Annotated in this window: 18 protein-coding genes; 16 read left to right on the top strand and 2 right to left on the bottom strand. The window is 56.7% G+C overall.

The window, feature by feature from the left end; translation table 11 throughout:
• Window positions 1–101 precede the first annotated feature (101 nt).
• From Q3C01_RS34850 to Q3C01_RS34840, 3 genes are all read left to right on the top strand, one after another.
• A complete protein-coding gene (locus Q3C01_RS34850) occupies window positions 102–1,001 on the top strand; it encodes a hypothetical protein (RefSeq protein WP_458149793.1) in 900 nt (299 codons plus the stop codon).
• Window positions 1,002–1,108: 107 nt separating this feature from the next.
• Entirely contained in the window at window positions 1,109–2,374 is a 1,266-nt protein-coding gene (locus tag Q3C01_RS34845; protein WP_458149792.1) for a hypothetical protein, read from the top strand.
• Between the two features lie 94 nt (window positions 2,375–2,468).
• The gene (locus Q3C01_RS34840) at window positions 2,469–3,635 is read left to right on the top strand and encodes an acyltransferase family protein (protein ID WP_458149791.1); all 1,167 of its coding nucleotides are present in this window, start codon (window positions 2,469–2,471) and stop codon (window positions 3,633–3,635) included.
• Here Q3C01_RS34840 and Q3C01_RS34835 read toward each other — a convergent pair.
• Window positions 3,632–4,687: a glycosyltransferase family 2 protein gene (locus Q3C01_RS34835; protein WP_458149790.1), complete on the bottom strand. Its 1,056-nt coding sequence runs from the start codon at window positions 4,685–4,687 to the stop codon at window positions 3,632–3,634. The two genes, Q3C01_RS34840 and Q3C01_RS34835, sit on opposite strands and share 4 nt — an antisense overlap.
• Window positions 4,688–4,911: 224 nt before the next feature.
• Here Q3C01_RS34835 and Q3C01_RS34830 point away from each other — a divergent pair, with 224 nt between their 5' ends.
• The 13 genes from Q3C01_RS34830 (at window position 4,912) to Q3C01_RS34770 (ending at window position 19,838) form a co-directional block, all read left to right on the top strand.
• On the top strand, window positions 4,912–6,831 hold the full coding sequence (locus Q3C01_RS34830; protein ID WP_458149789.1) for an HAD-IIIC family phosphatase: 1,920 nt from the start codon (window positions 4,912–4,914) through the stop codon (window positions 6,829–6,831).
• 43 nt (window positions 6,832–6,874) lie between these two features.
• Window positions 6,875–8,314 (top strand): MBOAT family O-acyltransferase, encoded by a 1,440-nt coding sequence (locus Q3C01_RS34825; RefSeq protein ID WP_458149788.1) that lies wholly within the window; start codon window positions 6,875–6,877, stop codon window positions 8,312–8,314.
• A 1-nt stretch (window position 8,315) separates the two neighbouring features.
• Window positions 8,316–9,446 carry a hypothetical protein gene (locus Q3C01_RS34820; RefSeq protein WP_458149787.1) on the top strand — a complete coding sequence of 377 codons (1,131 nt, stop codon included), beginning with the start codon at window positions 8,316–8,318 and terminating at the stop codon, window positions 9,444–9,446.
• A gap of 39 nt (window positions 9,447–9,485) precedes the next feature.
• The gene (locus tag Q3C01_RS34815; protein ID WP_458149786.1) at window positions 9,486–9,731 is read left to right on the top strand and encodes an acyl carrier protein; all 246 of its coding nucleotides are present in this window, start codon (window positions 9,486–9,488) and stop codon (window positions 9,729–9,731) included.
• 11 nt (window positions 9,732–9,742) lie between these two features.
• Entirely contained in the window at window positions 9,743–10,201 is a 459-nt protein-coding gene (locus Q3C01_RS34810) for a VOC family protein (RefSeq protein WP_458149785.1), read from the top strand.
• A gap of 18 nt (window positions 10,202–10,219) precedes the next feature.
• Window positions 10,220–10,657, top strand: a complete 438-nt coding sequence (locus Q3C01_RS34805; protein WP_458149784.1) for a hypothetical protein — start codon at window positions 10,220–10,222, stop codon at window positions 10,655–10,657.
• Between the two features lie 104 nt (window positions 10,658–10,761).
• Window positions 10,762–11,832, top strand: coding sequence for an ABC transporter substrate-binding protein (locus Q3C01_RS34800; protein ID WP_458149783.1), 1,071 nt, complete (start codon window positions 10,762–10,764; stop codon window positions 11,830–11,832).
• A 3-nt stretch (window positions 11,833–11,835) separates the two neighbouring features.
• The gene (locus Q3C01_RS34795) at window positions 11,836–12,819 is read left to right on the top strand and encodes an NAD-dependent epimerase/dehydratase family protein (RefSeq protein WP_458149782.1); all 984 of its coding nucleotides are present in this window, start codon (window positions 11,836–11,838) and stop codon (window positions 12,817–12,819) included.
• On the top strand, window positions 12,819–14,282 hold the full coding sequence (locus tag Q3C01_RS34790; RefSeq protein ID WP_458149781.1) for an O-antigen ligase family protein: 1,464 nt from the start codon (window positions 12,819–12,821) through the stop codon (window positions 14,280–14,282). The genes Q3C01_RS34795 and Q3C01_RS34790 overlap by 1 nt, the downstream gene beginning before the upstream one ends.
• A gap of 102 nt (window positions 14,283–14,384) precedes the next feature.
• On the top strand, window positions 14,385–15,071 hold the full coding sequence (locus Q3C01_RS34785; protein ID WP_458149780.1) for a hypothetical protein: 687 nt from the start codon (window positions 14,385–14,387) through the stop codon (window positions 15,069–15,071).
• Window positions 15,072–15,184: 113 nt separating this feature from the next.
• A complete protein-coding gene (locus Q3C01_RS34780) occupies window positions 15,185–17,596 on the top strand; it encodes a polysaccharide biosynthesis tyrosine autokinase (protein ID WP_458149779.1) in 2,412 nt (803 codons plus the stop codon).
• Window positions 17,597–17,607: 11 nt separating this feature from the next.
• Window positions 17,608–18,348, top strand: a complete 741-nt coding sequence (locus Q3C01_RS34775) for a hypothetical protein (RefSeq protein ID WP_458149778.1) — start codon at window positions 17,608–17,610, stop codon at window positions 18,346–18,348.
• A 437-nt stretch (window positions 18,349–18,785) separates the two neighbouring features.
• Window positions 18,786–19,838 (top strand): NHL repeat-containing protein, encoded by a 1,053-nt coding sequence (locus Q3C01_RS34770; protein WP_458149777.1) that lies wholly within the window; start codon window positions 18,786–18,788, stop codon window positions 19,836–19,838.
• A 155-nt stretch (window positions 19,839–19,993) separates the two neighbouring features.
• Here Q3C01_RS34770 and Q3C01_RS34765 read toward each other — a convergent pair whose 3' ends face one another.
• Window positions 19,994–21,055, bottom strand: coding sequence for a polysaccharide biosynthesis/export family protein (locus tag Q3C01_RS34765; RefSeq protein ID WP_458149776.1), 1,062 nt, complete (start codon window positions 21,053–21,055; stop codon window positions 19,994–19,996).
• Window positions 21,056–21,214: the final 159 nt, after the last annotated feature.

Genomic DNA, 21,214 nt, shown 5'->3' with positions numbered 1-21,214 from the left:
TCTTGACGGCGGCACCTAAATCTGAGCCTGACGAACAGCCGATGCCGTCACGCGCATGGCACGTTCATCGTTAACCGGCCCCCTCCACAGGAAACCAGGATATGAGCACCTTTGGATCCTTTTGGCTCGGCCCGCTCTCGCCGTACGAAAAGGCCTCGCTCCTTTCATTTGCCGAGTTTGGCCACAGCGTCGTGCTCTATTCGTACAAGCCGTTCGACGGCCTGCCCCCCGGCATAACCCAAGGCGATGCCAACGAGATCGTGGATGAGTCGTACATCGATCGTTTCATTACCGATGGCCGGCGCAACATCGCACAATTCTCCGACTATTTCCGATACAAGATGTTCCTGAAAAAGCATCTCTGCTGGATCGACTCGGACGTCGTGATGCTGAAATCGTTCGAGGTCGAAAGCAGCGAAAACTTCCTCATCGCGGAGAACGGAACGAACATCTGCAACGCAATCCTCAACCTCAATCCCTCGTCAAAGGAATTGGGGCGAATAGTCGCTGCCAGCGAAAGCGTGCTCGACCAGGACGTCCCGTTCGGCACCCTGCAGGCCTTCAATTCCAGGACGTTCAAAAAACAAAGCTCATCGTTCAAGCCGGCAAGCCTGTTCATGCCGCTTCACTACGATGAGTTCTACAAATTCCTCCTGCCAGAGTATCGAGATGAATGCCACGAGCTTTGCCGGGACGCATTCTCGATCCATCTCTACAACAACATCTGGGACAAAATGGGCTACTACAAGGAGCTGCTTCCGCCGGAAGGCTCCTATCTGCACGACTTGCTGAGCTCAAAGCCCGTTGCGAAGCAATTCAAGGGAGTCTATCCGGAGTCAGTCGTGCGCGCACTGGTTCACGGATGGAACCAGCGGTTCTCTGGCGAGGCCCTGAGCATCGGTTCGATCTTGAAGCAATTGGTTCCCAGCACACGTCGGACGCTGAAGCGTCTCCACTCGCAATACATGCCGCTTCTGCGGGAGATGGGCGGGCAGGGTTAATGCGACCGCCCAAACTGTTCGGCAAGAATGACATCTAACCAAGAATAGACGAATCTCGAACAGGCGACCGAACCTTCGTATATTCGTCTGTGCAGATTGGAGCCCGAATGAGCTCGGCAGCCGCCCACCCGATTGAAACGGAGACGATTCCAGTTGCTCAATCCCAACCGGATCAGCAACTCGACTCGGTCGGAAAATTCGCTGTCTGGTGGGCAATTGCTTCCGTTCTGTTCTTCAACCAAATCGCCTACAACATCGGCGATTTCCCCGTCGCTTCGGATTTGATCTGCTATGCGTTCTTCACAGTTTTTCTGTTGGTCTCGGGACACGCAGCTGCCAGTGTGCCAACACTCTACCTGTTGATCTGCACGATTGCGCTGTCACTTCTCAGAATACCGTTTTCGAGCTCACAAAGCTCTCTGAGTTCGCTTTTGCTTTTGGTGGTGGGCTACGCGCCATTCATTTTTCGTTTCCGACGCCGACCCGACATCGGGTCCGTTCATGACTATATTCTCAAGGCCTATGTGACAGCGGCGACAGTCATCGCAGCGATAGCAATTGTTCAAATTGTCGTCGTCAACATCACCAAACTGGACGTCCTGACGAACATCTACTTCATTCTTCCCAAAGACATCCGCGGGGCGGGCACCTATACGTTCCTCCGCCAGGAAGGCGGAATCATAAAAGCGAACGGCTTCTTCCTGCGCGAGTCAGGCGAACTCTCGGCGGTAACCGCTCTGGCCCTTCTGATCGAGTACCGTCAGCTGAGAAGAATGGGCGTTATGATCGTTCTCTCGATGGGTTTGCTGACATCACTTTCTGGATCTGGTCTGATCGTTTTGGCCGCCGGCCTGCTGCTGCCAAGATCAATCGGCCGAATTCCAGTCTTCGTGGTGTCGGTGTTGGGCGCGTTCCTGCTGCTCTACACGCTCTACAGCTTCGAACTCCCCGGCCTCGATCGTTGGTTTGGTCGTCTCTCGGAGTTCACCACTCCCAATACCAGCGGTTACGCGAGATTCGTTGCCCCCTGGGAAATGATAAGTAGAAGCTTTGATCAGGGCGCATGGACAACCTGGCTCGGCAACGGCCCAGGAAGTTTCTTTAGAGATGTCGCCATCGGCCGGTTTACCTACGAGGTGAGCGATCCGACCTGGGCGAAGCTGACCTACGAGTACGGGTTAACAGGCTTGATCTTGGTCTTTGCTATCGTAGCCACTAGATTGTACTCGAGCGCATTGAGGACTGATATCTCCAACTTTTATCTGTTCAGCTGGGTAATCTTCCCTTATGTCCTGAAGCCCAGCTCCGCCCTGATGATCTGGCTGTTGACGCTGGTACCCTCGTTGCCACGAAACTCATCGCCCGGGAAATAAGTCTTCCAGACCCGACATCGCCGCATTGCTATCCCAGTCTCGTCTGGTCCAGACCTTAGATGCAAACAACATTGTTGGGCGCGATATTCAGGTGATGCCGGTTAGCCAAACACGACGCTATGTCGCCCTCGACGGTCTGCGGGGAATCGCGGCTGTGCTCGTCGTATTCTACCACCTCCAGGTTTCGAATCACTTCACGCACAATTTGTTCTTCCGCAATGGGTATTTGGCAGTCGACCTTTTCTTTGTCTTGTCAGGCTTCGTAATCAGTTCCAGTTATTCGCACCGTATCAAATCGATGCCCGATGCGATGCGCTTCATCGGGTTACGCTTCTTTCGCGTCTATCCGATGCATTTGGCCACGCTCTTGGTCCTACTTGGATTGGAATTCCTGAAGTTCTATTCGCAGAGTTCAGGAATGATCACCGCCAGCGATCGTGCAGCATTCACCGGACCAAATTCTTGGGGGTCGTTCTTCGCGAACTTGGGGCTCGTTCAGGGGCTCGGTAATTTTAATTATCTGACCTGGAACGTCCCGAGTTGGAGCATCAGTTGCGAATTCGCTGCCTATCTGGTTTTTGCCCTTGCTGCGGCAGGGGGACTCTTGCGAAGCAGAATCCTCGTCCTCCTGCTATCTCTCGCAGGGCTCGGCAGCTTTTGCTTCGTTGCGTTCGCGCACGGCGATCTGAATTCGACGTATGACCTTGGCATCGTCCGATGCCTGGCCGGCTTCTTTATCGGCGTGTGTATATTTCAGACCACGCAAGACCCCCGATTTCCGAAGCTGTCTCAAAGCTCGATCAGCTCTGGGCAGATAGTTCTTTTGTTCGCGTTTTTCTTGATCGCCGGAACGATATCGGACGCCAAGATTGTTGCGATTGTGCCCGTATTTGTTGGCTGGGTCCTACTTTTCCAATCCGACACCGGCATCTTGGCAAGAGTGCTGACGACGCCTGCCGTGCAGTACCTCGGCAAGATCTCTTACTCCGTTTACATGGTGCACTATGTGTTCCTGTACGTCGAAGCCATCGTTCTAAAGCGCATTTTTGGCATCCCGTCTTTTTTCGATTCGACGATGCACGTTCCGGTATTTCAGACAGATCGATGGATCGGTGATTTCATTTTGGCTGCATCACTGATCGGCATCGTCGTGATCAGCGGCATCACTTTTCGTCTGATCGAAACGCCCGCGCGAATTTGGGGACGCGATATGGTCTTCGGCTGGAGCAACCGCGCCCGAACGTTGCAGCAGGAGAGCTAGCGCACGACCCTCAGCGTATTCAGGATCGCCTTCATCCACCTGGGGCGGCTGATCGGCGCGTAGCGCCAGCTGGCCAGCGCCCGCGCCAGCCGGCTCGGACCAAGCAGCATGCATGCCGTCCACAGGAACAATGAGCTTCGCTGAGAAAGGGAGAATCCCTGCGGGAAGGAAAGAGACCGAACAGAATCCAGGAAGATGGCTGCTCCGCGGTCGTTCGGGATGGGGTGAATGTCCGGTCGCAACGCGTATGATGCCGTGCGCAGGCACAGGAACAGCATGTTTCTGCTCAACGCTTCAGGCGCGACCGACAAGCCTGCGCTGCGAGCGACTTCGCGGAAGAAATTGAACCGTCGTATCGTGACATCCACCTCCCGCGCGAAACGGCCATCTTCGAGTTGAAGAAATGCCCCGTGATTGTCGCCATGCACGCGGTAGTCGACCAGCGGCTTGGGAATCGTCACGATATCGCCATAAACGGGCGCCGCTGTTACCAGATAGCTATCGGGCGCTCTGTCAATGAAATCGGACTTGAAACCGAAGATCTTCTCCACAACCCATCGCGGGTAGGCGTTTCCGGAACCAGGCGGCGTGGGGTAGACACCCGCCGAGGTAACCCACTCACGAATTTGCTGCGGAGTAGGCGTGATGAAATACTGTGGCAGGATGCTGCCCGTCGGCATGCCTTCCGCGTTGATGGTCCTCATCTGAAACTGGAATTTGCTGGCCTTATCCGTCCAAACCGCAGCTATTTCATTCATCACGTCGGGATGCAGGGCATCGTCCGAGTCCAGGAAGATGACCAGTTCGCCGGTGGAGCGGTGGAAACCGTTCACGGCAGATTGCATCTGACCAGCGTTCGGTTGCCTGACAATGGTGATCTTGTCGGCAAACCTCTCGATCACCTCGAGTGAATTGTCGGTCGATCCATCATCGACAACCACGACCTCGACTCGCGGCCAGCGGATTTCGAGCGCGCTCTTGATCGCCGCTCCCACAAATTTCGCATAATTGTAGTTCGGAATGACGACGGATAGGGTTAACTCAGGCGACAACTGATCCTCACGACCGTAACGTTAATTCCGAACCCGTTGTCCAAAAACGAGTGCTTTGAGCACATATCCCGTATAAGCCCATCTTGCCACCCGCCGATGACAACGCCAAGCCATGAAACTGTCGAATTATTTTCGAACATCGTGCATAGATTATCGGCTGGATTTTCGACATCGGGTACGGCAAATTCGTTGAATTCGCTGACAAAAACAAGCTGGAATCGAGCGTGTCCGTAGAACAGTACCGAGAACTGTCTTGGCTTCCAAGACCACCTGAAGATTTCTCTTCCCGCTGCAAGGGGCTCGCGACGACAAACGTCGATCTTGGAAAACAGATCCGGTTTCTAGCGACCCACGCCCTCAACGAGCAGCAGCTCGCGCGGTTAGGACGGACCATCGTTTCAGCCCGCAAGCAGGGACATTCCCTGCAACCGTTGGCTCCGTTCCGGCTGGGCCTGATCGGAAACGGCACTCTCGACCTCATTGTCCCTGTTCTGACTGCAACGGCAGCACGCCATGGCTTCTCGCTCGAATGTATCACGGGCGCCTATGATCAGTTCCTGCAAGACGCGTTGCAGCCGGGCTCCGCACTCAACAAGGCACGACCGGACGCCGTCCTTGTTGCCCTCGACCATCGCGGCCTCGCACTTCAGCCCACCCCTGGCAACGAACAGGCTGCCGTTCAGTCCGTCAGCGCGGCCATCGATCTACTAGACTCGATCCGTTCCTCCATCTCCCAGAACAGCGGCGCAGTGTGCATCCTGCAGACCATAGCGGCTCCTCCGGAGGGACTGTTCGGCTCCTTCGATCGCGCGCTGACGGGAACCGCAAGGAACATCGTCGACCGGTTCAACGGGCGGATCTCCCAGAGCGTCCTTCAATCGAGCGACCTTCTTCTCGACGTTGCCGGCATCGCCGAAACAGTCGGCCTCGCCGACTGGCACTCGCCGGCTCAATGGAACCTTGCGAAGCTTCCTTTTTCGGACACGTTCGTGCCGCTATATGCCGAGCACGTCTGCCGGATCATCGGCGCCATGCGAGGAAAGAGTCGCCGCTGCCTCATTCTCGATCTTGATAACACGGTCTGGGGCGGCGTGATTGGCGACGACGGCCTCGAGGGAATCCAGATCGCCCAAGGCGACGCTACGGGTGAAGCGTTCCTGTCGGTTCAGCAATTGGCGCTCGCCCTTCGGGCTCGCGGCATCGTGCTGGCAGTGAGCTCGAAAAACAATGACGAGGTGGCGCGGCGGCCCTTCAGGGAACACCCGGACATGTTGTTAAAGGAGGATCATATCGCGGTCTTTCAGGCGAATTGGGATGACAAGGCAACAAACATCCGCGCGATCGCAAAGGAGCTTGCCCTCGGCCTCGAATCGATGGTCTTTCTCGATGACAATCCCGCTGAGCGAGGTCTGGTCCGGCGGGAGATACCCGAGGTCGCCGTCCCCGAACTCGACAGCGATCCCGCGGGCTACGCGCGCACGCTTGCTGCAGCCGGCTATTTCGAGGCAATCAGCTTCTCGGAAGAAGATCGCTCTCGCGCCGGCATGTATCAAGCCAACGCGCGGCGCCTCACTCTGCAAGGCCAAACTTCCGATCTGCAGTCTTATCTCCGGTCGCTCGAGATGCGGATCATCTTCGGAAGCTTCGACCGCACGACGAGGTCGCGCGTCACCCAATTGATCAACAAGAGCAACCAATTTAATCTAACCACGAACCGCTACACCGAGACCCAGGTCGAGCAGGCCGAGCTCGACCCCAGCGTGATGACGTTGCACGCGCGGCTCTTGGACAAGTTTGGCGACAACGGAATTATATGCGTGGTCGTTTGTCGACCCTCCCGACCGCACTGGTGGACCATCGACACATGGCTTATGAGCTGTCGGGTTCTTGGACGGGATGTGGAAAAGGCGGTGCTTGCGGAGATTCTGCTCCTTGCGCGCGCCGCAGGAATATCGAATCTGGAGGGTGCCTTCATTCCGACCGAACGAAACGAGATGGTGCGCGAGCATTATAAGAAGCTCGGCTTCACTTTGACCACCGAGGAGACCGACGGAAGCACCCGATGGCAATTGGGGGTCGATGTTGAACTTGGCGAACTGCCGATGACGGTCGAGCGCGACTACCCACATCTGGAGCTTGCCTGATCCGGTGCGTACCGGAAAGGCAGCGCAGTTCGGGCCCTAAGCAATGAGTCTCACATCCCCTCTGTTCTTTGCGTTTCTCGCAGCCGTAGTCGTTGCCTACAACATCAGTGCGTCCGTTCCCTACCGGCGAGCGGTATTCGGACTGGCCAATGCCTTCTTCATCGGCAGCTATCTGACTGACATCGTCCAAGCGCTCCCCCTGCTCGGGTTTCTTCTCCTGGGCTATGTCTGCGTGAGGGTTCTCGAAGTCTGGAAGTCAGCGGTCGCCTTGGCGCTGGGCGTCTTGAGCGTTCTGGGCTGCTACGTCTTTCTGAAGCGTTTCTCTTTTTTCGAAGACCTGGGTCAACTTCCGTTTCCCTACCTGACGATCGGCCTGTCCTACATCCTGTTCCGGATATTGCACATGATGGTGGATGTACGCTCGGGCGACCTCAGCGAAAGAATCGGCCCTCTCGCCTTCTTCCGATACACCTGCAACTTTCTCTGCTTCGTCTCAGGCCCGATCCAGCGCTATCAGGACTTTTGGGCCACTGATGGCGTAGCGGCATTCGACCTCGATTCAGCCAAGGTCTACGACGCCTTCGCGCGAATCATCACGGGCTATGTGAAGTTTGTCATCGTCGCGGCTACGGCCGAATACGGCTTTTCGTTTCTGAAGCCCCAGCTCCTCCAGGCCGCCGATTTGCCCGTGCTGAAGCTGTACGGCCTCTATGCCGCAGCCGCCTCGCTCTACGCCGTCTATCTCTATTATAATTTCTCCGGCTACATGGACATTGTCATCGGCAGCGGGGTTCTGCTGGAGCAGGAGCTGCCCGAAAACTTCGACCGACCGTTCTCTGCCCGCACCTTCCTGGAGTTCTGGCAGCGCTGGCACATGACGTTGTCGCAGTGGTTCAAGTTCTATCTCTTCAATCCGCTTGTCATGCTCCTGATGTCGTGGTTCCCAGCGCCTGCATTGACAGCCTATCTGGGCGTGCTCGCGTTCTTTGTGACGTTCCTCGTCATGGGCGTTTGGCACGGGACGACCGCAGTATTCGTGATCTACGGACTCCTGATGGGCGCAGGCGCATGTGTGAACAAGCTCTGGCAGGTTGCGTGGACCGGGCGCCTCGGCAAGAAGCGCTACCGGGCACTAACCGACAGGACCGCCTATATCTATCTCTCGCGCGGCACCACCATCGCCTATTTCGTGCTGGCATTAACCTGCCTATGGGTACCTGAGCTGTCGGATTTCGACCGCTTGATCGGAAGGCTTGGATTGACCGGGATTCTGGGCGCGTTCCTTGCGATCGGCGGCGCATTCGCGCTGTTCTGGTTCATTACCGACCGTGTAGTCCCGCACCTGGCTGCGCCGACTTTCCTATTGTCAGCTCGTGACAGCCTGATCGGCAGGAATCTTTCGCTTGCGAGCAAGATGATGGCAATCGTCGTGATCACGACACTGCTGCACAAATCACCCGATTTCGTCTACAAGGCCTTCTGACTTGAAACACATTCTCCGACAGGCCGCGCTGACCTTTGTGTCATTCGCCTTTCTTTACGCCATGCTCGGCGCGCTTTCTTTCCTCATGTTTCCCGACGCCGAAAGCGACGGGCAGCGCGATTTTCAGAATGCCGAGCAGACGCTCTATATGACCGTTCCCAAGTACGTGTTCCTGGGACGGAGCGTTCTCAACAGCCCGGGTGAAAAGGCTATTCTGGTGGGCGCATCAAACACCGGAGTTGGCTTCATACAAAAGACCATCCAGTCAGAATTGGCCTGCGCGAAGGTCAGCAATCTCGCCGTTGGCGGCGCCAACATCTCCGAAACGAAACAGATCATAGACCTGGTCCACGAGGTCCAAAGACCAGCCGATCGGCCCTTGAACACCTTTGTAATCGGCGTTTGGTTCGGAATGTTCGTCGACTCAGACCTGAAGTATTCCGACCCTGATCGCAATCGCGGTGAGACCGATATCGATCTTGAGAAGTATCGCTACGGATTTTATCGGCGCACACCGGAAGGCCCTGCCGCGCTCCTTCCTGCAAGCTGGTTGGATGCTGGCGTTTTGGCCATTCGTCCCATTCTGGTGATCGAGAAGATCGCCCGCGAAGCCAGAACAGGCGTCAATCTGCTGCTGACCGGTCACAAGTCCGCTCAGCGTAACGAGGCTGAACGCGAGGCCGCCGGGATGTCAGAGCCGAACAAGAAGAAAGCTCTCGACTATTGGAATGAAGCCATGGGAAAGAGGAACGAAATTTCCCCCGGTCAGGTCGAAGTGCTCAAGGACACCATTGAAACGTTGCTTCGTTCGGGAGAACGGATCGTGCTGATTGACCTTCCCATTCCGGCCTGGCATCGGGACGCAAGCCCGTTTCAGCGCAGTTATGAGCAAGCGTTCACGGATATCTCCCGCCAATTCGACGGGCAACGGAATTTCGTCTCCATGTCGATGAGCGATCTGAGTAAAGAGCAAGATTATTCCGACGAAGTTCATGCCAAGCGGCATTTGGCCGACGTTTGGTCGGATCGACTGGCAAATGTATTGAATCCACTCGTGTGCCGGACAAGCCCCGAACAGGCTCGTGTTTCTCTGCGCGGCTCCGATCAATCCAAGGCCGAAACTCATCAGTGAGTAGCAGGGAAGCTATTCGGAGAGCGAAAACGAGGTAGGATGATGGACCAGGCTCAAATCTACTCTAAGCTTACAACGGTATTTCGTGAGGTCTTCGATGAGGATGATCTTGGGCTCGAGCCTGAAACGACGGCCGATGACGTAGACGGCTGGGATAGCCTCTCTCACATCCGTCTCGTTCTCGCGGTCTCTAAGGCTTTTGGAATAAAGTTCTCAGCATCCGAAATCGGCAGCCTGAAGAACGTCGGGGAATTCGTCGAATTGATCGGCAAGAAGACGACGTGAGATATTGAGAAGTGTCAAATTCCGTAAGCCCCCCCGCACTCGATTTCGGCAACTTTGCCTTTCATCATCTGGGCCTTGCGGTCGCCTCTCCTGAAGAGGCATTTCGCTTTCTGGCGCTGCTTGGGTATACGGCTGGCAATCAGGTCTTTGACCCGCTCCAGCGGGTCAATCTCGCGATGCGCCACCACCCAACGATGCCGGATGTCGAAGTGATCTGGCCCGGTGACGGTCCCTCCCCGATCGACAAGCTCATCAGCAAAACCGGGTCGATGATTTACCACTTATGCTATACATGCCCCAATGCTGAAGACGCGCTTGGTGAGCTGGAGGCCGCAGGCATCGATATCGTAATGGTCAGCCCACCAACTCCGGCAGTGCTATTCGACGGCCAGAAAGTTTCCTTTCATCATGTCGCGGGCTTTGGATTGATCGAGATATTGCAGACCGAGGAGCTCCTTGATCGGTCTTAGCAGCATTTGGGGATTGCAATGACACACGTCTCCCTCGCGCTGAAGAGCGTTCGAATCGGCCGCCTTGTTTGCAGCCTGATGGTCATTGTGCCCATTTGGATTCCACCCGTTCATGCTCAAGTCTCCGGGTATGGAAAGCCCTTAGCCCCCCTGTCCGGCGGATCCGCTCGGCCCGCCAATCCGTTCCTGCCAAATGCAGCGCACAAGACCCCCGACGGCAGGCTCTGCATCTCTGTACACCCTTCAGCTCGTCCACAGACCGTCAACCCGAAAATCATCGACCAGATCGTGCTGGTCGAAAACATCTGCGGCCAATCTATCCGAGTCCAAGTTTGCTATATTAAAAGCTCCGACTGCATCATCGTGCCCTTGGCGGGTTATCAGAGGCTACAGAGGACACTAGGGATCGCGTCAGGCTCGACCTATTTTCGTTATGAGTTTCATGAGCTACCGTAGGCGCTCCGGCCTCCTTTCGTTCGCGCAACTTCCTGCCTAACCGCCTCGCATGCGTTCGCCCGCATAAATTATTGGTACCCAGAATAGTTTATTAGCGCCCCGCCATGACAAGAGCCCAGCGAAAAGCCCGCAAATCTCACCATGGCTTGCGCCTCCTCGCCGGACTATTCGTTGCTTGCACAATAGCCTATGTCCTCTTCGGCCCGAAACCAATCCGAAGCCAGGGGCCAAAGCCCAAAACCAGTTTTGGCGAGTACACGGTCAAGCTGAGCACGCCGTTATCGGTTTCAGCCGCCGGGATGATCATTGCGGCCTCCGACGGCCTATTTGCGCAAGCAGGTCTGCGCGTTCGCTTGGCGGCGGGCTTAGACGACGATGATGCGATAGCCGCGGTGATGGCCGACGAAAACACGATAGGTATCGCCTCGACTGCGGGATTCTTGAAAGCACGCTCGGGAGGCCTCCCGATCGTGGCCTTCGCCGGATTTTATGCCGTGAACCCCGCAGAGTTCTATGCGCTGCCGCAGACCAAGCTGCTGACGCCGCTTGACCTGGAAGGCAAGCGGATTGGATACAAGCCCACTACCGAATTCACGGCGATTCTCAACGAGTTTGTCAGCAGGAATTCTTTGGCCCAAAGCAAGCTTCTCTTGGTGGAAAGCAATACGCCGCTGCAGGATCTCGTGGATCGAAAGATAGATGTGCTTCTTGGTCGCCGTGATGTCGATGGCATGGAGTTGGAGCGCCCGAACATTGAATATAAGATACTTCGTCCGGATGCCTTCGGAGTTCACATCCCAGGGCCGGTCTTCTTCGCTCAGGAGCGAACCCTCGCCCGGACAAACACACTTGAGAAATTTTTGACTGCGATCGCCGGCGGTTGGAGCGCAGCCTACGCGGACCTCAGCCGGACAATTCCCATTATTGCGAGTTCTGCAGGCGCATTGCCGACCCCATTGGTCTCTCGCCTCATGGATTCACAACGCAGCCTCTTGCGCCCTTTCGGGGCAAGATTTGGCGAAATGGATTCAATACGAATTCGCGCTCTGCAATCAGAACTCTTGCAGCGCCACGCAATCCAGCAGCCGGTCGATTTAACCCGTGCAATCAATTACGATATCCTGAAAGAGGCTTATCGTAATGAGGCAACCAACCTGAGCCGAGTAGAGCCCTGATCGATGTCCAGTCCTACCCAAGTCATTATTTTCGGCGGCGCGGGCTTCGTCGGAACTCACCTCGCAGCTGATCTCGTGGCTTCTCGAAAGTATGAGCGGGTCGTCTCGGTGGACATTGGGCCGCCGAGAGCGACTATCGCTGGAGTCGAATATCTATGTCACGATGTCCGCGAATCGATTGATCCGAATATCGCCAACGGAAGTCCAGCCGACATCTTCAATCTGGCTGCGGTTCACGTAACGCCTGGACATCCAGACGGCGATTATTACTACACGAACGTCTTGGGGGCTGTGAATGTTTGCAGATTTGCAAATGCGACGGAAAGCAAGAACCTGGTCTTTACAAGCTCGATTTCGATCTATGGACCAAGCGAAGCCGCGCTCGACGAGGAGGCCAAGCCAGCCCCTGTGAGCGCTTACGGACGCTCCAAGCTCGCGGCCGAAAAGATACACTTGCTCTGGCAATCGGAGGCTGCGGACCGAAAGCTTACCATCGTTCGTCCCGCCGTGATTTACGGTCCTTACGAGCGAGGAAACTTTACACGCCTGTCGAGAATGATGGAACGACGAGCCTTTATCTATCCTGGCCGAACGGACACGATCAAATCGTGCGGCTACGTGAGGGATCTCGTAACATCGATGATCTTCATGTCAGCCCGCAATGAAGGCACCTCCATCTACAATTTCAGCTTCGAGCACAGATATACGATCAGCGAGATCTGCTCGGCGTTTTCGCGCGTGGCAGGCTATCACCAGCCGCAGTTTGTCATTCCGATCTGGCTAATGAATATGGCGGCGCTTCCATTTGAGGCCCTGCAGACCGTCGGTATGAAGACCGGCATCAATCGGGATCGAGTACGAAAATTGTGGTTTTCTACGAACATCCTGCCCAAGCGTCTTGTCGCCAGCGGGTTTAGGTTCTCTTATGATCTGGAGAGCTCTCTGGCCGAGTGGAAGCGGGAATCGAGGCTGAAGGACTTCGATTGATGGAGCGTCTTGATCCCGGTCGAGGCACCCTGGTCAATACTAGAGTCGATGTTCGCCTTACAAGCGAAGCAGTAAGCGCTCCTGGCACAGGACGGCCGGCCTATTCTGTGCTCTTGGCCATATCCGGCTTGTGCGTATTGATTGCCTTGGCGCCACTTCCCTTCGGCTCCATGGATATGCGTATCGTGGCCGTTTGGGTGTCTCTGCTTTCGGCGGTTCTCTTCCTCGCCGCGCTACGACCGCTCGGGCCTCGGGACTTCGCTTTTCTATGTGGCTTCACGGCGATCTCACTGGCTTGGATTGTGGTCATAAGTGAGCAATTGGGCTGGACAGCTCTGGCGTCCCGACACTTGACCGCTGCAATTTGGGATCGGACCTCAGCCATCCTGGCAGAACAGCCGGACGGCTCCGTTTCCGTAGCCCGCAACCAAGCCTTTTTCTCTGCCGGACCGCAGATCGCGTTCTTCTTATCTATCCTGTGTGGCTATCTTGTCGGCCGATACCGGTTCGCTGCACAGATGCTTTTGATCTGTTTCCTAGGTTCGGGCTTGGCTTACGCGATCTATGGGCTTGTCGCGCTCGTGCTCTGGCCGAACTATTTTCTGTGGCACCAGAAGTACAACTATCTAAGTTCGCTGACAGGGACATTCACAAATCCGAACGTTGCAGCATCCTATTTTGGAGCGGTGACATTAGGGTGGGTGCTTTTCGCGACACGCTTCAGCGGAGATCGCTCCAACGAGGCGCCCATTCTGTGGTGGGAGCTGGTCAGATCTCGCCTGCACGCCGCGTCGCCGCGGAAGATTTTCTATTTGCTGGCCTGTTTTGTGATGCTCACCACCACCATGCTCACGGGATCGCGCGCCGGCTCTGTGCTTGCGTTGTTGTGCTTAGCTGGAGCCGTCGGAACTCACTTCCGGAGAAAGCTGCAAAGGCGGCGGCTTCTCTGGATCGTTCCGGTTGGCGCTGTTTCATTCGTGTTAGTTGCAGTTTCGATTTTCGCTCCGCGCGTTAATCAGCGATTTGGCATCCAAGGCTTCTTCGATGTGGCTCGCTGGGAAACCTACGCCTCGACCATTGAGATTATTAAGACCTATCCCTGGCTTGGCTCAGGTTTGGGTACGTTCCGGTGGGTGTTTCCATCCTACCGGAGCGGCGATATTCCGTCGTACGGCGTCTGGGAGCAGGCACACAACACCAGTCTTGAGCTAGCCGCCGAAATGGGGCTTCCGTTCACGCTCGTGGTAGGCATGGGGTGGGTCGCCATGTTGGCGATCCTGGGCCGAGGAATGCTAGGTCGCAACCGTGATGCGATACTGCCAACCAGCGCCTTTTGGATTGGCGTCTTGGCCGTTGGCCATTCGCAGGTCGATTTTCCGCTGCAGATCCCTGGCTTTGCCCTCGCAATCGGCCCCATTTTGGGCATGGGAATGGCCCAATCGTTCTCCGCTAAAGGACGTTAACACACGTTAACCTAAGCCCGTCCGCCGCTACGTTGGCGGCTGTACATTGACCTAATTTTCTATTAAAAACATCGTATTGGACGTTGGAAGAGGTTTGAATCCATGAGGACATCCGGACGCCTATTATCGTCGAAGCTGATGCTTTCAGCGGCAGCCTGGGCCCTCGCCGTTTGCCTATCGACCGCTAGCTTCGCCGCTTGTGTTAACGATCCTGATACCGCTCAGAAGGCGGCCGCTTTCGCGACGACCCCTGCCTCCTTGTTAGAGGGGCCAAATGGACCTCGCAGCCCCGAGCAAGTTGCTGCTGACGTACAAACGTTCGTTGCTTCCTACCCTCAGGCGCTCCCCGCAATCCTCACCATCTTGAAGGACCTGACCAACAAAGGACCTTCCACCTCGGCGCTTCAAAAGGCAATTGGCACAGGTCTCGGGAAAGCCGCCAATGTATGCAAAACGACCGATCTGACGTTTTCCTTGGAGATTCAGGGCGACCTTGGCGCGACGGGCTCACCTGACGCCAACGCGCAATATGCAGCCCTTACGGGTAATGATCCCACCCGAAGCGTAGCTCTTTCAGGCGCCGCCACCGGATCTTCCGGAGGCGTCGGCGGTCAGACCAGCGCGACAACCGGTACCTTCTTTGGATCTTCCTCATTCCAGACCTTCGCCGCGAACAGCGTGTCGAACAACCCGACGAACTATTTCAGTTCAAGCGTGGGTAGCGCGAGCTCGGCAGGCGGATCGACCACAACAACGACCATCGTCTGCACCGTCTCCGGCTCGTGCTGATGCTTTAGTTTGAGGCTGAGGCGTTGTTGATTTGGACATCCGGTTTGTCGGCGTGCGGATGATCGCTGTGATTTGAATAGCCGCCGCGCAACCAGTTCAGTTAGACGGGCCGGATGCTTCAGACAAGAATTCCATCCTCTTCCTCACCGCAGATCCAGGGCTCTGAACAGCCGTCTCTGGAGCAGACTGTTGCCGGCGCCATTGGCCTGATCAGCAGGCAGTATCCGGTGATGATCCTCACGATGCTGGTTTGCCTAGGCATGGCAGGCAGCTATCTGCTGTCCGCCACTAAGCGCTATACCGGCACCGCCGTCTTGATGATCGACAGTCGGAAGATGCAGGGGCTTCAGACTCAGGGGGCACCGGGGACGGGCGACAACCCCATCGACTCCGCAATGGTCGACAGTCAGGTCGAAGTCCTGAAGTCCGAGACGATCGCCTCGGCGGTCATCAAGGACCTCCATCTTTTGGATTCTCCGGAGTTTATGCGCGCTGACGACGGCCTGTTGAGTAGCGTGACCCAGCTCTTCGATTTCTTTCCTGATCAGAAGCCTTCCGATCTTGAGTTGATGCGAGGCGCCATCGGGCGCGTGCAAGGTGGTCTCACGATCAAACGTGTCGGTTTGAGCTACGTCATCGAAATAGCTTACCAATCGACGTCCCGCGAATTGGCAGCGCGGATCGCAAATGCCATAGCTGAGAATTACATTACGGATACTCTTGAATCGAAATATCAGGCCTCCCGCCGTGCCGCGGTCTGGTTGCAGGACCGATTAAAGGAGCTCCGCGCTCAAGCCTCAACAGCCGAGCGCTCCGTGGTCGACTATAAGGCAAAGAACAACATAATAGACGCAGGCGGCCGCCTGCTGACAGAGCAGCAACTCGCAGAGATCAATAGCGGCCTGACCGAGGCGCGTGCAAAGCGTGCGGAAGCCGAGGCCAAGCTGAAGCGCATCACCTCAATCCTCAATGCGGACGAGAGCGACTCTCAGGTCATTTTGACTGATCTGGCAACCGTCAACGATACTATGGCCAATCCGGTCATTACAAAGCTACGCCAGACCTATCTTGATTACGCAGCCAAGGCGTCGGACTGGTCCAATCGGTACGGCCCGACCCATCTCGCGGTGGTAAATCTGCGCAATCAGATGCGCGAGATCCGGCGTTCTATTCTGGACGAGCTTCGTCGCACTGCTGAGGCCTACAAGAGCGACCTGGCGATCGCTAACGCTCGCGAGGAGGCGAGCCAGAAGAGCCTTAACGATACAATCGCCTTATCGAATGATACCAGCCAAGCGCAAATCGTACTCAAGGATCTCGAAAGCAACGCCCAGAGTGCACGCGCGCTATCCGATAATTTCTTGCAACTCTATATGGTCTCAGTGCAGCAGCAATCCTTCCCGATCACGGAGGCAAGGGTTATCACCCAGGCTGCGGAGCTGTCGTCACCAAAGACCGCGCCGAAGACGGTTCTGGTTCTTTTGGCGGGCATTGTTGGCGGCTGCATCCTTGCAGGTTTGGTCGCGATCTTCCTTGAGATGGTCGACCGCGTCTTCAGGACCGTCCATCAGGTCGAAAAGCTCCTGCAGACCAACTGTCTCGCCTCTGTTCCGATCGTTAGTTTCGGAGCAGACGAGGCCCCAAAGAGCGCACTAAGCCGCCTCAAAGCATGGTTGCCGTTCCCCAGCGGATGGAGGCCGAGTTCGCGGCCGGACTCTCGTTCGACCGTTGCCGCCGGCCAGATGAGCCGCGCCATGGAGGCGGGACCGGCTCACTTGGCCCGCCCAGACGACCGGCAGCTGACGATCGACAACAGCATTGGCCGCTTCGCGATCAATTCGCCATTTTCGCGGTTCGCCGAAGCGCTTCGTTCGATCAAATTGGCGACCGACCTAAGTAACTATGGCGCCCCTCACAAGGTCGTCGCGATCACCTCGGCTCTTCCCAACGAAGGGAAATCGACGGTGAGCGAGGCGCTGGCACAAACCACGGCGCAGGGCGGACTGCGCACCCTTCTCATCGATGGCGACATTCGTAATCCAAGTCTGACCCACCGCCTCGGTCGTTCGGCAGACGTTGGTCTCATCGACGTCGTGTTCGGGAAGGTCGCCCTAAAGGATGCGCTTTGGGTCGATCCGCAGACCAATTTGCACTTCCTGCCTTGCGTGGTGACCTCACGGTTCTCGAACTCCAGCGACCTGCTGGCGTCCGCGCAAATGCAGAAGTTCTTTCAGGATCTGCGCGAGCAGTATGACCGCATCATCCTGGACCTCAGCCCATTGGCGCCGGTTATTGACGTACGCGCAACGGGTACGTTGGCCGACTCGTACATTTTGGTCATTGAATGGGCAAAATCGAAGGTCGACATCGTCGAGCGCGTGATCCGAGAAACGCCGATGGTTCGTGAGCGCCTGATGGGCGCGGTTCTCAACAAGGTGAACCTCGCCGCCATGAGCCGTTACGATACGCATAGCGGAGGCTACTACCGCAACCGATACTACTCACGATACGGGTATGTGGATTAGCTTGTAAGCCAATGGTCAGTACCGTTGGTAAGTCAATCCTCGTATTGATCGCGCTCTTTTCAGCCGGCTGGGCTGCCTTCTTTCTTCGTAACCCCACGCAGGAAGTGCAGCTCGACAGCATCGCCAACGCGATTCTCTCGGGCACCGCGTTCAAGCGCAATCCTGTCTCCGAAGCGGCATTGTCCACCGCCGAAACCCGCGCAATCTGTAGCCCTCGCGAGATTCGGGCCGCGACCATCATCCGCCTTCGCCTCTATGAAATGGCGGTGGATTCACTCGATACGCGCCTCGCCAATGAGCGCCTGAGTTCTCTCCGCGCCTCGGTGAGGCGAGCGTTGAACTGCGTCCCGACTGACGGCCTCTTATGGTTCATCGAATATTGGAGCGCCCTGAATCAGGGCGGCCAGATAAGCGACCATCTCGATGAATTGCGCATGTCTTACAAGCTCGCTCCGTACGAAGGCTGGATCGCACTTCGCAGCCCCTACGTGCTTGCGATTTATGACGTACTTCCGTCTGACTTGCAGGAGAGCGCCCGGAAAGAATTTGTTTCCATTGTGCGGACGGGCCTCATTCGAGACGCAGTGAGGATACTTCGGTCGGCAGGCTGGAGAAATCGAGACGAGTTGGTTGCAGGTCTTTCCGCCGTGCGGATAGACTTCCGCTCGCAGCTGGAACGCGCTTTGCGATCTGAAGGCTTAACCGTCCAGATTCCTGGTGTGGAAACCCCGGAATTTCGACCTTGGCGTTGAGAGGCCGCCGTTTCCGTCTGTTGTCTGCATTGGGATCAATCGACGTTGCGCAGCTGGAAATTACGTGCTCGGAACCAGCCGCTAACATCAGATTGCCGTGGAAAGGTGATCGATTCCTCTACCTCGCGGGGAGACGTTGGATGCCAATCGCAAGAGCCTGCACAAAGCCATGCGCTTTGAGGCAACGGGATACAGCGGGAGTTCCGATGTGTAGGTTATCTTTTGTGTCGCTCCTCGCGATAATCTTATTCAGCTTCGTTTCTCCTGGTTACGGCCAAAAGTCCTCCGTGCCGGGAACAAACGAGAGCACGGGGCGGCGAGGCGCATTGGACGGAGTTTGGCTCTGGACGTTGCCGGACACGCCGAACGGACTGAGGCCTACTCAGAGCTGGCATGCGACCGGCTCATCACCAAATGGCGATATTTACGTAGGCGGGATGGACCATCAGACGAACTCGGCCCTCTACCAGCTCAACTGGCAATCTGGAGTGCTCCGCCTTGTGGGAGATGCCCGTTCTGCATCGGAAGCAGCCCATAACTGGTTGCCCGGCGAGACAGCCCAGAAATTCCACACGCGTCCACTCTGGCACAACGGCAAGATCTATGTTGCCACCATGAACCGCTCAACTCTCGACGACGGGTACCTCAACGAGCGAGGTTTTCACTGGTACGCATATGATCCAGCGCAGAACAGGTTTGACGATTTGAGCGCGTCAGAACCATCTGGCACAGCCGTCGACCACGGCAACGTTGTAACGCTTGCCTCTGATCCTCGGCGAAACGTGATCTATGCCGCAGGCGTACCCACCGGCGAAATATTCCGCTACGACGTCTCCAGCGGCCGAACAACCCGCTTGGGCAGGCCCCCTACTTATGACCAGCATTTCGTCTATTCGGGTCGGGTGATGTGGGTCGATAGCCGCGGCCGCCTCTATTTCACGGCAAGTAACACGGACAGCCCCTCAGTTTTCGCACACATCTTCTACTACGATCCCGAAACCGGTTTCGGCGAGCGCAAGGACTGGCCGCTTCAGATCAACCAGGCTCTCGAGATGGGGCAATGCCTCGATGACAAAAAGCGGTGCTTCTTCTCGGACGACAAGGGGCACGTTTACAGGTTCGACGACGACGGTCCGACCTGGTCGTATCTTGGGCAGCTCGACCTTCAACAACGAGCCTATGTTTGGTTGTTCAATGTCGCGCCTGATGGAAACACGGCTTACATCGGCACAAGTTTTCAATCAGATGGCAAGGAAGGCGCTCTGTTCGCGTTTGAGCTGCACAAAGCGACCACCAGAACCCTGTGTAATTTCGCCGACCTGGACCCCTCCCTTAAGCACCTGAACGCTCATACGGGATACGATGCCTGGGATCCTGAAGGACGATTCTATTTCGCAAGCTTCGATGGAACCTCACGGACGCATGTGATCGTTACGCGCCTGGATGTTCGTCGATTGGAAGCGGCGGCCGGGATACCGAGCAAGCATTGAGCACGGTCCCGCGCCAGCCGAGGCAACGTTCGACTGGGCCACCTCGCGAAACGTTTCTCGACGAGGTCCGCGGAGCCCTCTGGATCACCCGCGGCAACACGTGAAAGGCCAGGCGCGCCAACTCGCCACGTACATGGTGCGTGGCGAGGAGTTCACTATTGTCTTGAAGTAATCCTGAGGATCTGTGCGTTGTTCGCGGTCACGATCGTATCGTTGGCGGTCGCGATCACGACACGCACGAACTGCAGGAATTTGGCCGTATCAACCGTTGCCGCATTGGCCGCGAACAAGACGTCCTTGTCCCGCATGACAAACTTGGTCGCGAGGAAGTAGGCGGCCGGATCCCTGAAATCCGCGTTGTAGACGATCGGCACCGTGGGCCCGACGTACTTGGAGCAATCCACGCCCAGCCGCTCCGCGAGCTCCCGCGGCTCGCGGCGGTACACGTAAACGCCGCTCGGCTCAGCTTGGCCATCGAGCAGGCCGCCGGCCTTGGCCATCGCCTGCGCCATGTTGATCGTCCACATGTCGAACGGGAACTGGCCTTGCGCGCCCGATGCGCCGAAGGCCAGGAAGACCTGCGGTTCGCGGTAAACATAGATCGTGTCGCCGGGGTGGACCCAGACGTTGTTGCTCGGCTGGTAAACCAGCGCGCCGAACGGAACGGTCGCCCGCTTTCCTTTGCGCTCGAGCGTCACCCAGGTTTCCCAGCCCTGTCCCTTCGGACCACCCGCGCGGGAGATGACGTCCAGGACGCGCTCGCCGGCCGCATTGGCGGTCAAACGCGTGGGAGAATTGACCTCGCCCAAGACGCTGATGAGCGAGGTATTCTGGGTGATCAGCGAGACCACGACCTGTGGTTCGATGGCGCGGTTGCCGATCGCCTTAACGATATCCTGCTGAATTTCGCTCGGCGTGCGCCCGTCCGCCTTGATCGCACCGGCATAGGGAACCGTGATGAAACCCGCCGAATCCACGTTCTGATTGGGTAGCGAAACGAAGTTACCCGGTCGGACGCCGGCCTCGGCCGGAATGAACAGACCGCCCGCCGCCGCCTCGAAGATCGAGACCGCGACTACGTCGCCAATACCAAATTTAATGGACGGCGGCGGCCGATTGTCCGGGAACGAGCCGGCGATGGCCCCAGGGCCGTATTCTCTGACGATATCGACGACCTGGGGCGTGAGCTTGACCAGCCCATATTCCGGACCGTTCACCGTGTGTTCGCTCTTGATGACGTGATCCTCAGGACCCGACATCGGCATGATCGAGCACCCTGCCGATAGCAGAGTTACCGCCAATACCCCCCCAAGCCAAATACCCCGCGCCACACGAGTCCCCTTCAATTCTGCCCCCGCAAACTCGATCGTTTCTCC

It is taken from the genome of Bradyrhizobium sp. UFLA05-109 (genome assembly GCF_054185165.1).
Note: the sequence above shows the minus strand (reverse complement) of the source record. Positions and strands in the feature narration are given on the sequence as shown.

Bases quoted from the DNA above. Each gene is read 5' to 3' on its own strand.
- Q3C01_RS34825 (WP_458149788.1), top strand. From the start codon at position 6,875: ATGAGTCTCACATCCCCTCTGTTCTTTGCGTTTCTCGCAGCCGTAGTC.
- Q3C01_RS34795 (WP_458149782.1), top strand. From the start codon at position 11,836: ATGTCCAGTCCTACCCAAGTCATTATTTTCGGCGGCGCGGGCTTCGTC.
- Q3C01_RS34785 (WP_458149780.1), top strand. From the start codon at position 14,385: ATGAGGACATCCGGACGCCTATTATCGTCGAAGCTGATGCTTTCAGCG.
- Q3C01_RS34815 (WP_458149786.1), top strand. From the start codon at position 9,486: ATGATGGACCAGGCTCAAATCTACTCTAAGCTTACAACGGTATTTCGT.
- Q3C01_RS34780 (WP_458149779.1), top strand. From the start codon at position 15,185: ATGCTTCAGACAAGAATTCCATCCTCTTCCTCACCGCAGATCCAGGGC.
- Q3C01_RS34775 (WP_458149778.1), top strand. From the start codon at position 17,608: ATGGTCAGTACCGTTGGTAAGTCAATCCTCGTATTGATCGCGCTCTTT.
- Q3C01_RS34845 (WP_458149792.1), top strand. From the start codon at position 1,109: ATGAGCTCGGCAGCCGCCCACCCGATTGAAACGGAGACGATTCCAGTT.
- Q3C01_RS34840 (WP_458149791.1), top strand. From the start codon at position 2,469: ATGCCGGTTAGCCAAACACGACGCTATGTCGCCCTCGACGGTCTGCGG.
- Q3C01_RS34790 (WP_458149781.1), top strand. From the start codon at position 12,819: ATGGAGCGTCTTGATCCCGGTCGAGGCACCCTGGTCAATACTAGAGTC.
- Q3C01_RS34770 (WP_458149777.1), top strand. From the start codon at position 18,786: ATGGACCATCAGACGAACTCGGCCCTCTACCAGCTCAACTGGCAATCT.
- Q3C01_RS34805 (WP_458149784.1), top strand. From the start codon at position 10,220: ATGACACACGTCTCCCTCGCGCTGAAGAGCGTTCGAATCGGCCGCCTT.
- Q3C01_RS34850 (WP_458149793.1), top strand. From the start codon at position 102: ATGAGCACCTTTGGATCCTTTTGGCTCGGCCCGCTCTCGCCGTACGAA.
- Q3C01_RS34800 (WP_458149783.1), top strand. From the start codon at position 10,762: ATGACAAGAGCCCAGCGAAAAGCCCGCAAATCTCACCATGGCTTGCGC.